Origin of the sequence: Streptococcus sp. SO4, assembly GCF_030440055.1 — a bacterium.
Classification (GTDB): domain Bacteria; phylum Bacillota; class Bacilli; order Lactobacillales; family Streptococcaceae; genus Streptococcus; species Streptococcus nidrosiense.
Genome location: NZ_JAQFJI010000003.1, coordinates 135,163 through 148,127, shown reverse-complemented (window position 1 = coordinate 148,127; position 12,965 = coordinate 135,163). Strand labels below are relative to the sequence as shown.

Here is a 12,965-nt window from a genome sequence, read left to right as displayed (position 1 = left end):
AAAACTTACGTTTTGACAAGGGAAAATTATTTTTTTAAGTAAATTTCATCAATTTCGTGATTTTTAGATTTATGGAGAATGACCTCTGCACGATTTCGTGTCGGTTCAATGTAATTCTGGAGATTGGTTAGGTTGATACTGGTCCAAACTTGGTGGGCAAAATCCTTGACTTCACTAAGAGGAAGTTGAGTGAAACGGTAGTAATAGTTGCCTGGATCATCTTGAGCAAAGCTCAAAAGTTTTAAGAAACGATCCAAATACCAACTTTCAATATCCTCGACTGCGGCATCGACATAGATTGAAAAGTCAAAGAAATCAGTAATATAGAGACGGTCATTATGGGGATTTTGGAACACATTGATTCCCTCAACAATGACAAAATCAGCGGCTTCTACTCGTTGTTTTTGACCAGGGACAATATCATAGATTTCATGGGAATAAACAGGGATATCAACATCCTGCCCATTTTTAAGTTGGTCTAGGAAATTGAGCAAAGCTTCCATGTCGTAACTCTCAGGAAAACCCTTGCGGTTGAGAATGTCTTGCTCAATTAAGACACTGTTTGGGTATAAAAAACCATCCGTAGTAACCAGTTCAACACTTGCTCCAGGGACTATACGAGAAAGCAAAATTTGCAAGAGACGACTAGTGGTTGATTTACCGACAGCGACACTTCCTGAAACTCCGATAATAAAGGGCTGTTTTTTGCTCTCTCTTTGAAGGAAAATGCCTTTTGAAAAGGCAAGGTCTTCTTTGGAACGTTTGTAAATCTGAATCAGATGTGCCAGTGGCAGATAGATATCAGTAACATCTTGTAGGCTAATCTGGTCATTGAAACTCTTGATTGAATCTAATTCTTCCTCGGTCAAGGGAGGAGTTGTTTTGCGATGCAAGGATTGCCAAGTTTCGCGGTTTATCTTTTCAAAATGTAAAAATTCGTTGGTCATTTGTTTTCCCCTAGATATTTTGTCTATCATACCATAAAAAGCTAAAAAAATGAAGCGGTTTCTTGAATGTGGTAAGTCAGTAGTATATACTATAAGTAGATAGAGGATGAACAAATTATTGATGAAGTAGGAGCTGGTTTCTCCTGATTTTATCAGCTAATAAAGGGGGCTTTTTAGTTCACAACTCATAGGAGGTGTACTATGAAAATCTTAAAAAGTTACATATTGGAACTCTGTTTTATTTTAAGTTTTGCTTTACCTTTTATAAAAGGAGCCAATGCAGATAATGGTAGACGCTTTGTGGAAACCTATTACGGTTTTACTTTTTTGATGGAACATACTATTGTAACAGCTGTCTTTATCTGTTCGCTCTTAATTGCTTTCTTACTAAAAAAACGGTGGACGAAATGGCTTGCTGCTAGTAGTTATCTATTTTTGATTTTGTGGATTGCTACAGAGGGTTATTTATTCCGCATGTCAATAGAAGATTTGATACGACTGTGGACAAGTTTGGAAATCCTAACACAAACTTATCAGTTGGGCCTTTATCTAAACATCTTATTGGGAATACTGTTGATAATTAAGTATTTGAAGGTAAAGCAATAGTAATCAAAATGCGTCTGATTATAGACAATAAATTTGTTGTTTTATCCTAACTGTGATACCTTGTAGCTCCCAATGACTTGTCATTCGTTTCCAATAATTGATTGAGATTGAAGAATAGCGCTTTCTTTGTTAAAATCTAAGATGGAAAACCTATAAAGGAGGACTAAGATGAAAGCTAGATTAAGAGAAAAAACGCTGGTTTTTATCAGCCTATTTGTAGTTGTTTTATGGTTATCACCAAACTGGGTGAATTTTTCCTTTTCAATAGGACCTTACTTCTATAACTGGACTATTTTTGTCCTTTTTATCTTATTGCCACTCATAGGACTTGGCTATCTTGTGTTAGCTTTCTTTGAAAGAAAGTGGTGGCTCTTCTTTTTTGGTTTAGCTTGTATCTTTGCTTTTCCGATTACCATGGCAGTAGGGAACTTTTTACTAGGTCCCTAATCCTAATCAGAACTTATATTATTTTTGAGTAAATACAATATGATTTGAGGGCTTGATACCTTTGTAAACGATTTACAAATAACTTATTTTTATGGTAAAATAGTATCATGAGTAAAATGTATTATGCAGAAAATCCAGATGCAGCCCATGATGTTCATGAGCTTAGAGTTGAGCTACTTGGGCAAAAGATGACCTTTTTGACAGATGCTGGTGTCTTTAGTAAAAAAATGATTGACTTTGGAAGTCAGTTGTTGTTGAGAAGCCTTGATGTTGAAAAAGGTGAAAAAATACTTGATGTTGGTTGTGGCTACGGTCCAATAGGCTTGTCTTTGGTTAAGGCTTATGATACCCAGGCAACTATGGTGGATATCAATAAACGTGCCCTGGATTTAGCCCAGCAAAATGCAGTAAAAAACAAGGTTCAAGCGACTATCTTCCAGTCTAATATTTATGAGCAGGTAGAAGGACAATTTGACCATGTCATTTCGAATCCTCCTATACGCGCTGGCAAGCAAGTAGTCCACGAAATCATTGAGAAAAGTATAGACTTTTTAGTAGATGGTGGAGATTTGACGATCGTCATCCAGAAAAAACAAGGAGCTCCTAGTGCCAAAAGTAAGATGGAAGAAGTCTTTGGCAATTGCGAGGTTGTAAAGAAAGATAAGGGATATTATATCCTTAGAAGTGTGAAAGAATGAGAGCAGTAGATCTAATCCAGAAAAAAAGAGACGGGCAAGAACTCAGTTCGAACGAAATCCAATGGTTGATCGAAGGCTATGTGGCAGGAACTGTTCCTGACTACCAGATGTCAGCATTTGCCATGGCAGTTTACTTCCAAGGAATGACCACGAGAGAAATTTCTGATTTAACCATGAATATGGTTAAGACAGGTCAGGAGTTTGATTTGTCTGCTATAGATGGTGTCAAGGTTGATAAACACTCTACGGGTGGTGTCGGTGACAAGGTAACTTTAATCCTAGCACCCTTGGTAGCCAGTTTTGATGTCCCAGTGGCTAAGATGAGCGGTAGGGGCTTAGGCCACACTGGTGGTACTATCGATAAATTAGAATCCATCAAAGGTTTTCAGATTGAACGAAGTCAGGATGAATTTATCAAACAAGTTCAAGGTATTGGTGTTTCAGTTATTGGGCAATCCGATCAACTGGTTAAGGCTGACAAACTTCTCTATGCCCTTCGTGATGTGACGGCAACAGTGGATACCATTCCCTTGATTGCTAGTTCGGTCATGAGTAAAAAAATTGCTGCTGGAGCAGATGCTATCTTACTTGATGTAACAGTGGGTGAAGGTGCCTTTATGAAGACAGTTGATGAGGCACGCCAACTGGCTCAAACCATGGTAAACCTTGGTAAGACTGTAGGTCGTAAGACAGTAGCAGTTATTACTGATATGAGTCAACCTTTGGGATGTGCCATTGGTAATCGTTTAGAAATCCTAGAAGCTCTGGAAATTCTTCAAGGTAAAGGACGTCAAGATATTAGCCACTTTATCTGTGAGTTGGCCCAGATTATGTTATCATTAGCAAATGTTGAAAAAACTATTGAGGAAGTAAGGCAACATCTTGAAAATGGTAAGGCTCTCAAGAAATTTGAAGAGATGGTTCTAGCTCAGGGTGGAGACCTAGAAGACCTCTATCGTCCAGTAAAGGTTGACCATGTAGTTGATATTCCTGCTCAAGAAGACGGACTTATCGCAGAACTTCCAGCCATGGAGTTTGGTCTTTTTGCTATGAGATTGGGTGCTGGTCGTGCCGTTAAAACAGATGTTCTTGACTATGAGACAGGGATTGTTTTTGAGAAGAAAGTTGGAGAATCAGTCAAAAAGGGTGAAATTGTTGCAAAAGTATATGCAAATGGCAAAATTTCTCCGGAACTAGTTACAGATTTCCAAAATTATGTTAAAATTAAGATAAGTGATGAAGCTATAAAAACGCGTGAAATCATTGAAATCATCTCCTGATTTAAGGAAAAACCGAAATGAAATTAAATAAATACATTGATCATACGCTTTTGAAGCAAGATGCAACAGTGGAACAAATTGATCGTTTGTTATCTGAAGCCAAAGATTATGATTTTGCCAGTGTTTGTGTCAATCCTTGCTGGGTTGCTCATGCCAAATCTGGTCTAGAAAATACTGATGTCAAGGTTTGTACGGTTGTAGGCTTCCCACTTGGAGCTACAACATCTGCTGTTAAAGCTTTCGAAACCAAAGAAGCTATCCAAAATGGTGCTGATGAGATTGATATGGTTATCAATGTTGGAGCACTCAAGTCTGGGAATGCTGATTTAGTTGAGTCAGATATTCGAGCTGTTGTTGAAGCAAGCGGAGACAAACTGGTTAAGGTTATTATCGAGGCTTGTTTGTTGATTGATGAAGAAAAAGTTCTAGCTTGTCAGCTAGCTCAGAAAGCAGGAGTAGACTTTGTCAAGACGTCAACAGGCTTCTCAACAGGTGGTGCAACCCTACCGGATGTTAAATTAATGCGCCAGACAGTTGGACCTGATATGGGGGTTAAGGCTGCTGGTGGTGCTCGTTCTTATGCAGATGCTGTTGCCTTTGTTGAAGCTGGAGCTACTCGTATCGGAACATCTTCTGGTGTAGCAATCTTAAAAGGAGAGTTAGCAGATGGCGACTACTGAGTTGATTGATTTAGCGATTGAAACTAGTAAAAAAGCTTACGTTCCCTACTCACATTTTCCGATTGGCGCTGTTTTGGTAGCCAAGGACGGAAGTATCTATACAGGGGTTAACATTGAAAATGCTAGCTACCCCTTGACCAACTGCGGTGAGAGAACAGCCATTTTTAAAGCTGTCTCTGAAGGACAACGTGAGTTTTCAGAATTGATTGTTTACGGTCAAACTGAGAAACCTATTTCTCCTTGTGGAGCTTGTCGCCAAGTTATGGTCGAATTTTTTGAACAAGATCTAAAGGTGACTCTAGTTGCCAAAGATAAATCGACGGTCGAGATGACGGTCGGGGAATTACTTCCATACTCATTTACAGACTTGCATTAGTCTGCGTCACTCTTTGAGTGACAATGGTCCTTGTGGCCAATCAATCCATACTTGCAACTTCGTTGCGCATCTTATTTAGGAGGTTCAGTAATGAACAAGAAACAATGGCTAGGCCTTGGTCTAGTTGCAGTAGCAGCATTTGGACTTGCTGCATGTGGTAATCGCTCTTCTCGTAACGCAGCTTCTTCATCTTCTGATTTGAAGACTAAAGCAGCTATCGTTACAGATACTGGTGGTGTTGACGACAAATCATTCAACCAATCAGCTTGGGAAGGTCTTCAAGCTTGGGGTAAAGAGCACAATCTTGCAAAAGATAAAGGATATACATACTTCCAATCAACAAGTGAAGCTGACTACGCTAACAACTTGAACCAAGCAGCAGGAAGCTACAACTTGATCTTCGGTGTTGGTTTTGCCCTTCACAATGCAGTTGAAGAAGCAGCGAAAGAACATACAGATTTGAACTATGTTTTGATCGACGATGTGATTAAAGATCAAAAGAACGTAGCAAGCGTAACATTTGCTGATAACGAAGCAGCTTACCTTGCAGGTGTAGCAGCAGCTAAAACTACTAAAACAAAACAAGTTGGTTTTGTAGGTGGTATGGAATCTGAAGTTATTTCTCGTTTCGCAGCTGGTTTCAAAGCTGGTGTTGAGTCAGTTGACCCATCTATCAAAGTACAAGTAGACTATGCTGGTTCATTTGGTGATGCCGCTAAAGGTAAAACAATCGCTGCAGCTCAATACGCTGCAGGTGCAGACGTAATCTACCAAGCAGCTGGTGGTACTGGTGCAGGTGTCTTCTCAGAAGCTAAATCTTTGAATGAAAGCAAAAACGAAGGCGAAAAAGTTTGGGTTATCGGTGTAGACCGTGACCAAGTTGACGAAGGTAAATATACTTCTAAAGACGGTAAAGAATCAAACTTCGTACTTGCTTCTACTTTGAAACAAGTCGGAACAACAGTTCAAGATATCGCAAACAAAGCTGAAAAAGGTGAATTCCCTGGCGGTCAAGTGATCGTTTACTCATTGAAGGATAAAGGGGTTGATCTAGTAACAACTAACCTTTCTGAAGAAGGTAAAAAAGCTGTTGAAGATGCAAAAGCTAAAATCCTAGATGGTAGCATCAAAGTTCCTGAAAAATAATAGATAAAAGTCATTTCTTAGGGGAGCGGCCTGTGGCCGCTTCTTTAAGAATTGAGACAAATTGTTTTGTCTCAATAGAGCTTGCTAAAATTCTTTAGCAGGTTTTATTGAAATAAAATAAAACTCTGAAAGGAAGAGCACATGGCACACGAAAATGTCATTGAGATGCGTGAAATTACCAAAGTTTTCGGTGAATTTGTCGCTAACGACAAGATTAACCTTGAACTTCGTAAAGGTGAAATTCATGCACTTTTAGGAGAAAATGGAGCTGGGAAGTCCACTCTTATGAACATGCTAGCAGGGCTTCTAGAACCAACTAGTGGTGAAATTGTGGTCAACGGTCAAGTTGTAAAATTAGACTCGCCATCAAAAGCAGCTAGCTTAGGAATTGGGATGGTTCACCAGCACTTTATGTTGGTTGAAGCTTTCACAGTTGCTGAAAATATCATTTTGGGAAGTGAATTGACCAAAAATGGTGTCCTAGATATTGCTCGAGCAACTCGAGAAATTAACGAACTATCGGAGCGTTATGGTCTTGCTGTGGATCCTTCAGCCAAAGTAGCAGATATCTCTGTTGGTGCTCAACAACGTGTTGAAATATTGAAGACACTTTATCGTGGTGCCGATATTCTTATCTTTGACGAACCAACTGCCGTTTTGACGCCGTCAGAAATCGATGAGTTGATGGCTATCATGAAGAACCTGGTCAAAGAAGGCAAATCCATTATCTTGATTACCCATAAGTTGGATGAGATTCGCGCAGTATCTGATCGTGTTACAGTTATCCGTCGTGGGAAATCTATCGAAACAGTGGAGATTGCTGGTGCGACTAACGCTGACTTGGCAGAAATGATGGTTGGACGTTCTGTTTCCTTCAAAACTGAGAAGCAAGCACCCCAGCCTAAAGAAGTCGTTCTTTCCATCAAAGACTTGGTTGTTAATGAAAACCGTGGGGTTCCAGCAGTTAAAAATCTTTCTCTCGATGTTCGAGCTGGTGAGATTGTTGGGATTGCCGGGATTGATGGAAATGGTCAGTCTGAATTGATTCAAGCTATTACAGGACTTCGTAAGATTGAATCTGGTAGCGTAGAATTGAAAGGCCAATCTATCGTAGGTTTGCATCCTCGCCAAATCACTGAGCTAAGCGTAGGTCACGTTCCTGAAGACCGTCACCGTGATGGTCTGGTTTTGGAAATGATGATTTCTGAAAATATCGCTCTTCAAACCTACTATAAGGAACCTCTTAGCAAAAAGGGAATTTTAAATTATACGAATATCATTGACTATGCAAAAAAATTGATGCAAGAGTTTGATGTTCGCGCTGCTAACGAGATTGTTCCAGCTTCAGCCCTTTCTGGAGGAAATCAACAAAAAGCAATCATCGCTCGGGAGATTGATCGAAATCCTGATCTCCTCATCGTCAGCCAACCAACTCGTGGTTTGGACGTCGGTGCCATTGAGTACATTCACAAACGCTTGATTCAAGAACGTGATAATGGAAAAGCTGTCCTTGTAGTCAGCTTTGAACTAGACGAGATTCTAAATGTCTCAGATAGAATCGCTGTTATTCATGATGGTAAGATTCAAGGGATTGTAACACCAGAAACAACCAACAAGCAAGAACTTGGTGTCTTGATGGCTGGTGGTGAATTGGAAAAAGGAGAAGAGTGATGTCTAAAAAATTACAACAAATTTCGGTTCCCTTGATTTCTGTTATCCTTGGAATCTTGCTTGGAGCCATCGTTATGTGGATTTTTGGCTACGATGCTATTTGGGGTTATGAAGAGTTGTTCTACACAGCCTTCGGTAGTGTTCGTGGAATCGGTGAAATTTTCCGTGCCATGGGGCCATTAGTCTTGATTGCTCTTGGATTTGCAGTTGCGAGTCGTGCTGGCTTCTTTAACGTTGGTCTTCCAGGACAAGCACTCGCTGGTTGGGTTATGAGTGGCTGGTTCGCTCTTTCGAATCCAGATTTGCCACGTCCATTGTTGATTCTTGCGACAGTTGTCATTGCGTTGGTGGCTGGAGGAGTCGTTGGTGCCATTCCTGGTATTTTAAGAGCCTATCTTGGAACATCTGAAGTCATCGTAACCATCATGATGAACTACATTGTTCTCTATACAAGTAATGCCTTTATCCACTCTTTCCCGAAAGATATCATGCAAAGTACTGACTCATCAATTCGAGTAAGTGCAAACGCAACTTATCAAACACCTTGGCTTGCTGAATTAACAGGAAACTCTCGTATGAATATTGGGATTTTCTTTGCCATCATTGCAGTTGCAGTTATTTGGTTCTTGCTTAAGAAGACAACTCTCGGTTTTGAAATCCGTGCAGTTGGTCTCAATCCAAATGCTTCTGAATACGCAGGGATTTCAGCTAAACGCACCATTATTCTATCAATGATTATCTCAGGCGCTCTTGCAGGTCTAGGTGGAGCTGTAGAAGGACTTGGTACCTTCCAAAACGTCTATGTTCAAGGTTCATCATTGGCAATCGGATTTAATGGTATGGCGGTAAGTCTACTTGCTGCAAACTCACCGATTGGAATTCTCTTTGCAGCCTTCTTGTTCGGAGTGCTTCAAGTTGGAGCCCCTGGTATGAATGCAGCACAAGTACCATCAGAGCTTGTAAGTATCGTTACAGCCTCAATTATCTTCTTTGTCAGCGTTCACTACATCATCGAACGCTTTGTCAAACCAAGAAAACAACTTAAAGGAGGTAAATAAGGATGTCGATTACAACAATGTTAACCCTTATGGTTTCTTCAATGTTGATTTATTCAGCACCACTTATTTTCACAAGTATCGGAGGCGTTTTCTCTGAACGTGGGGGAGTTGTTAACGTTGGACTTGAAGGAATCATGGTTATGGGTGCCTTTTCTGGAGTTGTGTTTAATCTTGAATTTGCACAAGATTTGGGAGCATTAACTCCTTGGTTGGCTTTGCTAGTTGGTGGATTAGTTGGAGCTATCTTTTCACTGATTCATGCAGTAGCTACAGTTCATTTCCGTGCTGACCATGTTGTCAGTGGTACCGTACTTAACTTGATGGCGCCAGCCTTGGCTGTTTTCTTAGTCAAAGTGCTTTATAACAAGGGACAAACGGATAACTTAACGCAAACTTTTGGACGTTTTGATTTCCCTCTTTTGGCTAATATCCCAGTTATCGGAGATATCTTCTTCAAGTCAACAAGTTTACTTGGTTACCTAGCAATTGCCTTTTCATTCTTAGCATGGTTTGTCCTCTTTAAAACTCGCTTTGGACTTCGCCTCCGTTCAGTTGGTGAACACCCACAAGCAGCAGATACTTTGGGGATTAATGTCTACAAGATGAGATATCTTGGAGTTGTGATTTCAGGTTTCCTTGGAGGAATCGGTGGAGCTATCTACGCTCAGTCAATTTCCGTTAACTTCTCAGTTACGACCATCGTTGGACCTGGATTTATCGCACTTGCTGCAATGATTTTCGGTAAGTGGAATCCTGTTGGAGCTATGCTTTCAAGTCTCTTCTTCGGACTATCACAAAGTTTGGCGGTTATCGGTTCTCAACTTCCTTTCTTGCAAGGAGTTCCAGCCGTTTACTTGCAAATTGCACCATATCTCTTGACCATCGTCGTTCTAGCAGCCTTCTTTGGTAAAGCAGTTGCACCGAAGGCAGATGGTATCAACTATATCAAATCTAAATAAACAAAAAAGCGTCGGTTTGAAACTGACGCTTTATTGTTTAGGTTTTTGATGGGTAAGATTTAGTCCCCAGGGAACTAGGTTCTCAGTTTTGTTTTGAATACGATTGATGTTATCCTTATGGCGAATGATAATTAAGCTTGCGAGGGCTAGGATAATCACTACAAATAATATATCGTAACTTGGCAGTAGGAAACCGATAAGCGGAAAGAGAATCACCCCAAGTACAGCAGCAAGGGCAGCAGTAACACTAGAGAGAGAAATCATACTGCCTAGATAAAGAGTGCCGAAGAAAACAACTGCTAGATAGAGGCAAAATAGAGGAGCAAATCCGAAAATGACTCCAGCACTAGTTGCGACAGCTTTTCCTCCTTTAAAGCCTGCAAATACTGGGAAGGTATGCCCAATCACAGCCAAAAGGCCAAAGACTAGAGGTGAAACACCTTGAACATGAAAGATAAGTGGGAGTAAGGTTGCGATGGTTCCTTTGAAAAAGTCAATCACGAAGGTTGCCATACCCGCTTTCTTACCTAGGATTCGAAAGGTATTGGTCGTTCCAGTATTACCAGAACCATGTTCTCTTAGATTAATCTTAAAGAAGATTTGCCCGATCCACAGTCCTGAAGGGATAGAACCCAATAAATAAGCTAAAATTAATAATACTATTGTCATCATGCTTCTATTATACCATGAAATAGGAGAGAAACGGAAAGGAATCTTTTCTCAATTTGTGACATCTGATACTTTATGTAAGTAGAAAATTTATATTATGAATACTATTGTTCGGAAATTAAGGCTAAAGTTTTAAAAATTCATGGAAATTTCTGAAAATCCTTGATTTTGTGTTTATTTATGCTATAATAGGAACAATTATTTTTAGGAGGTGGAATATGTCTTACTTATTCGAGATATTACCAAGTTTATTGAGCGGTGCTACAATGACTTTACAAGTTTTTGCACTGGTCTTACTCTTTTCAATCCCTTTAGGCATTTTGGTTGCCTTTTGCTTACAGGTCCATTGGAAACCCCTCCATTACATGATTGATATCTATATCTGGGTGATGCGCGGGACACCCTTGCTCTTGCAACTAATTTTTATTTATTATGTCCTGCCAAGTATCGGAATTCGACTCGACCGAGTACCAGCAGCCATTATTGCCTTCACGCTTAATTATGCAGCCTATTTTGCTGAAATTTTCCGGGGTGGGATTGCAACCATTCCTCAGGGGCAATATGAGGCAGCGAAAGTTTTAAAATTCAATCCTATCGATACCGTTCGCTACATCATCTTGCCACAGGTGACCAAGATTGTCCTACCAAGTGTATTTAACGAGGTTATGAGTTTGGTTAAAGATACTTCTTTGGTATATGCACTCGGTATTTCAGATTTAATCCTAGCCAGTCGTACTGCAGCCAATCGTGATGCTAGCTTGATTCCAATGTTTCTAGCAGGAGCTATCTATCTTCTTATGATTGGTATCGTTACAATCCTAGCTAAGAAACTTGAGAAAAAGTTCAGCTACTATAGATAGGAGGTTTTCCATGTTAGAGTTAAGAAATATCAGCAAAAAATTTGGAAAAAAAGAAATTTTATCCAATTTCAGTTTAACAATTCCTGAAAAACAGATTTTGGCTATCGTTGGTCCTTCTGGTGGTGGGAAGACTACCTTGCTTAGAATGTTAGCTGGACTAGAAACCATTGATTCAGGAGAGATTTTTTATAATGGAGAATCCCTACCTTTGGATGAACTTGAAAAGCGTCACTTGTTAGGTTTTGTCTTTCAAGATTTTCAGCTTTTTCCTCACTTATCCGTTATGGAAAACTTGATCTTGTCACCTATCAAGACTATGGGGATGTCTGAAGCAGATGCTAAGAAGAAGGCAATCGACTTACTCGCTCGTCTAGGTCTTGAAGCTCATGCGGATGCCTATCCATATTCTTTATCTGGTGGTCAAAAGCAACGGGTTGCCTTAGCACGTGCGATGATGATAGATCCAGAAGTGATTGGGTATGATGAACCAACTTCTGCCCTTGATCCAGAGTTGCGTCTCGAAGTTGAAAAACTGATTTTACAAAATCGAGACTTAGGCATGACGCAGATTGTCGTGACCCACGACCTCCAGTTTGCAGAGAATATTGCTGACCAGATTCTCAAAGTAGAGCCTAAGTAGGAGGTGTCTATGAATCGAAAGAAAATCAGCCTTGTTTTGGTATTCTTTCTGGCTTTTTTCCTGGTAGGATGCACGCAAAAAGCTAGCAATCCTAAAGTAGATAATTGGGAAAAATACCAACAACAAGGAAGCATTACTATTGGATTTGACAATACCTTTGTTCCTATGGGATTTGAAGAAAAGAATGGGCAATATGTTGGATTTGATATTGACTTAGCCCAAGCTGTTTCTGAGAAACTGGGGTTCAAGGTACAGTTTCAACCCATTGATTGGGATATGAAGGAAACAGAACTTCAAAATGGGACTATTGATGCAATCTGGAATGGATATTCGGCGACTGATGAACGCCGTGAGAAAGTAGCCTTTACAATACCGTATATGGAGAATCAGCAGGTTCTCGTGTCAAAAAAATCGCAAAATATCCAGTCAGTTTCGGATATGAAAGATAAGATTTTGGGGGCCCAAGCAGGTTCTTCTGGTTATCTAGATTTTGAAGCTCAACCTGACCTGTTGAAAAATATCGTAAAAGATCAAAAAGCAAACCAGTATCAGAGTTTTAATGAAGCCTTGATTGACTTGCAAAATGATCGGATTGATGCTCTTTTAATTGACCGTGTCTATGCCAACTATTATCTTAAAACAGAAGGTCTTTTAGACCAATATGAGATTTTTCCAGCAGGTTTTGAGAGTGAGTCTTTTGCAGTCGGAGTAAGACCGGCTGATAAGACTTTGCTAGAAAATTTAAATAAAGCTTTTGTGGAGCTCTATCAAGAAGGGAAATTCCAAGAAATCAGCCAAAAATGGTTTGGTGAAGATATTGCAACAAGTCAAGTTAAAGGAAAAGAAAACTGAGACTCTCGTCTTGGTTTCTTTTTTTAGGGCGGGAATGAGTGATTTTTTTACTAAATAGGACTTGTGAATAGGCTTT

The 12,965-nt window shown here is 39.9% G+C and carries 15 protein-coding genes; 13 read left to right on the top strand and 2 right to left on the bottom strand.

Annotated elements, in window-relative coordinates; genetic code table 11:
• Positions 1–26: 26 nt before the first annotated feature.
• Positions 27–947, bottom strand: a complete 921-nt coding sequence (coaA, locus tag PCY08_RS02870; RefSeq protein ID WP_301559362.1) for a type I pantothenate kinase — start codon at positions 945–947, stop codon at positions 27–29.
• 201 nt (positions 948–1,148) lie between these two features.
• Between coaA and PCY08_RS02865 the strand changes: the two genes are divergently transcribed.
• From PCY08_RS02865 to PCY08_RS02820, 10 genes are all read left to right on the top strand, one after another.
• A complete protein-coding gene (locus tag PCY08_RS02865; RefSeq protein WP_301559361.1) occupies positions 1,149–1,553 on the top strand; it encodes a hypothetical protein in 405 nt (134 codons plus the stop codon).
• 168 nt (positions 1,554–1,721) lie between these two features.
• Positions 1,722–2,000 carry a 1,4-dihydroxy-2-naphthoate prenyltransferase gene (locus tag PCY08_RS02860; RefSeq protein WP_301559360.1) on the top strand — a complete coding sequence of 93 codons (279 nt, stop codon included), beginning with the start codon at positions 1,722–1,724 and terminating at the stop codon, positions 1,998–2,000.
• 107 nt (positions 2,001–2,107) lie between these two features.
• Positions 2,108–2,698: a class I SAM-dependent methyltransferase gene (locus PCY08_RS02855; RefSeq protein WP_301559359.1), complete on the top strand. Its 591-nt coding sequence runs from the start codon at positions 2,108–2,110 to the stop codon at positions 2,696–2,698.
• On the top strand, positions 2,695–3,978 hold the full coding sequence (locus PCY08_RS02850) for a pyrimidine-nucleoside phosphorylase (protein WP_301559358.1): 1,284 nt from the start codon (positions 2,695–2,697) through the stop codon (positions 3,976–3,978). The genes PCY08_RS02855 and PCY08_RS02850 overlap by 4 nt, the downstream gene beginning before the upstream one ends.
• 17 nt (positions 3,979–3,995) lie before the next feature.
• Positions 3,996–4,658, top strand: coding sequence for a deoxyribose-phosphate aldolase (gene deoC / locus PCY08_RS02845; RefSeq protein WP_301559357.1), 663 nt, complete (start codon positions 3,996–3,998; stop codon positions 4,656–4,658).
• The gene (locus PCY08_RS02840) at positions 4,645–5,034 is read left to right on the top strand and encodes a cytidine deaminase (RefSeq protein WP_301559356.1); all 390 of its coding nucleotides are present in this window, start codon (positions 4,645–4,647) and stop codon (positions 5,032–5,034) included. The genes deoC and PCY08_RS02840 overlap by 14 nt, the downstream gene beginning before the upstream one ends.
• A 90-nt stretch (positions 5,035–5,124) precedes the next feature.
• Positions 5,125–6,180 carry a BMP family protein gene (locus tag PCY08_RS02835; protein WP_301559355.1) on the top strand — a complete coding sequence of 352 codons (1,056 nt, stop codon included), beginning with the start codon at positions 5,125–5,127 and terminating at the stop codon, positions 6,178–6,180.
• Between the two features lie 141 nt (positions 6,181–6,321).
• Positions 6,322–7,851, top strand: a complete 1,530-nt coding sequence (locus PCY08_RS02830) for an ABC transporter ATP-binding protein (protein WP_301559354.1) — start codon at positions 6,322–6,324, stop codon at positions 7,849–7,851.
• Positions 7,851–8,909, top strand: a complete 1,059-nt coding sequence (locus PCY08_RS02825) for an ABC transporter permease (protein WP_301559353.1) — start codon at positions 7,851–7,853, stop codon at positions 8,907–8,909. The genes PCY08_RS02830 and PCY08_RS02825 overlap by 1 nt, the downstream gene beginning before the upstream one ends.
• A gap of 2 nt (positions 8,910–8,911) precedes the next feature.
• Positions 8,912–9,868 (top strand): ABC transporter permease, encoded by a 957-nt coding sequence (locus tag PCY08_RS02820; RefSeq protein ID WP_049509105.1) that lies wholly within the window; start codon positions 8,912–8,914, stop codon positions 9,866–9,868.
• A gap of 30 nt (positions 9,869–9,898) precedes the next feature.
• Here PCY08_RS02820 and plsY read toward each other — a convergent pair whose 3' ends face one another.
• Positions 9,899–10,540 carry a glycerol-3-phosphate 1-O-acyltransferase PlsY gene (plsY, locus tag PCY08_RS02815; protein WP_301559352.1) on the bottom strand — a complete coding sequence of 214 codons (642 nt, stop codon included), beginning with the start codon at positions 10,538–10,540 and terminating at the stop codon, positions 9,899–9,901.
• A gap of 215 nt (positions 10,541–10,755) precedes the next feature.
• Here plsY and PCY08_RS02810 point away from each other — a divergent pair, with 215 nt between their 5' ends.
• Genes PCY08_RS02810 through PCY08_RS02800 form a run of 3 tightly spaced genes read left to right on the top strand, consistent with a single transcriptional unit; the run spans position 10,756 to position 12,889 of the window.
• Positions 10,756–11,397 (top strand): amino acid ABC transporter permease, encoded by a 642-nt coding sequence (locus PCY08_RS02810; protein WP_006153198.1) that lies wholly within the window; start codon positions 10,756–10,758, stop codon positions 11,395–11,397.
• A gap of 10 nt (positions 11,398–11,407) precedes the next feature.
• Positions 11,408–12,037 (top strand): amino acid ABC transporter ATP-binding protein, encoded by a 630-nt coding sequence (locus PCY08_RS02805; RefSeq protein WP_301559351.1) that lies wholly within the window; start codon positions 11,408–11,410, stop codon positions 12,035–12,037.
• A gap of 9 nt (positions 12,038–12,046) precedes the next feature.
• The gene (locus tag PCY08_RS02800) at positions 12,047–12,889 is read left to right on the top strand and encodes an amino acid ABC transporter substrate-binding protein (protein WP_301559350.1); all 843 of its coding nucleotides are present in this window, start codon (positions 12,047–12,049) and stop codon (positions 12,887–12,889) included.
• The last annotated feature ends 76 nt before the right edge of the window (positions 12,890–12,965 follow it).

Coding starts and splice junctions, on each gene's coding strand:
- PCY08_RS02830 (WP_301559354.1), top strand. CDS start 6,322: ATGGCACACGAAAATGTCATTGAGATGCGTGAAATTACCAAAGTTTTC.
- PCY08_RS02805 (WP_301559351.1), top strand. CDS start 11,408: ATGTTAGAGTTAAGAAATATCAGCAAAAAATTTGGAAAAAAAGAAATT.
- deoC (WP_301559357.1), top strand. CDS start 3,996: ATGAAATTAAATAAATACATTGATCATACGCTTTTGAAGCAAGATGCA.
- PCY08_RS02865 (WP_301559361.1), top strand. CDS start 1,149: ATGAAAATCTTAAAAAGTTACATATTGGAACTCTGTTTTATTTTAAGT.
- coaA (WP_301559362.1), bottom strand. CDS start 947: ATGACCAACGAATTTTTACATTTTGAAAAGATAAACCGCGAAACTTGG.
- PCY08_RS02860 (WP_301559360.1), top strand. CDS start 1,722: ATGAAAGCTAGATTAAGAGAAAAAACGCTGGTTTTTATCAGCCTATTT.
- PCY08_RS02840 (WP_301559356.1), top strand. CDS start 4,645: ATGGCGACTACTGAGTTGATTGATTTAGCGATTGAAACTAGTAAAAAA.
- PCY08_RS02820 (WP_049509105.1), top strand. CDS start 8,912: ATGTCGATTACAACAATGTTAACCCTTATGGTTTCTTCAATGTTGATT.
- PCY08_RS02835 (WP_301559355.1), top strand. CDS start 5,125: ATGAACAAGAAACAATGGCTAGGCCTTGGTCTAGTTGCAGTAGCAGCA.
- PCY08_RS02850 (WP_301559358.1), top strand. CDS start 2,695: ATGAGAGCAGTAGATCTAATCCAGAAAAAAAGAGACGGGCAAGAACTC.
- PCY08_RS02800 (WP_301559350.1), top strand. CDS start 12,047: ATGAATCGAAAGAAAATCAGCCTTGTTTTGGTATTCTTTCTGGCTTTT.
- PCY08_RS02855 (WP_301559359.1), top strand. CDS start 2,108: ATGAGTAAAATGTATTATGCAGAAAATCCAGATGCAGCCCATGATGTT.
- plsY (WP_301559352.1), bottom strand. CDS start 10,540: ATGATGACAATAGTATTATTAATTTTAGCTTATTTATTGGGTTCTATC.
- PCY08_RS02825 (WP_301559353.1), top strand. CDS start 7,851: ATGTCTAAAAAATTACAACAAATTTCGGTTCCCTTGATTTCTGTTATC.
- PCY08_RS02810 (WP_006153198.1), top strand. CDS start 10,756: ATGTCTTACTTATTCGAGATATTACCAAGTTTATTGAGCGGTGCTACA.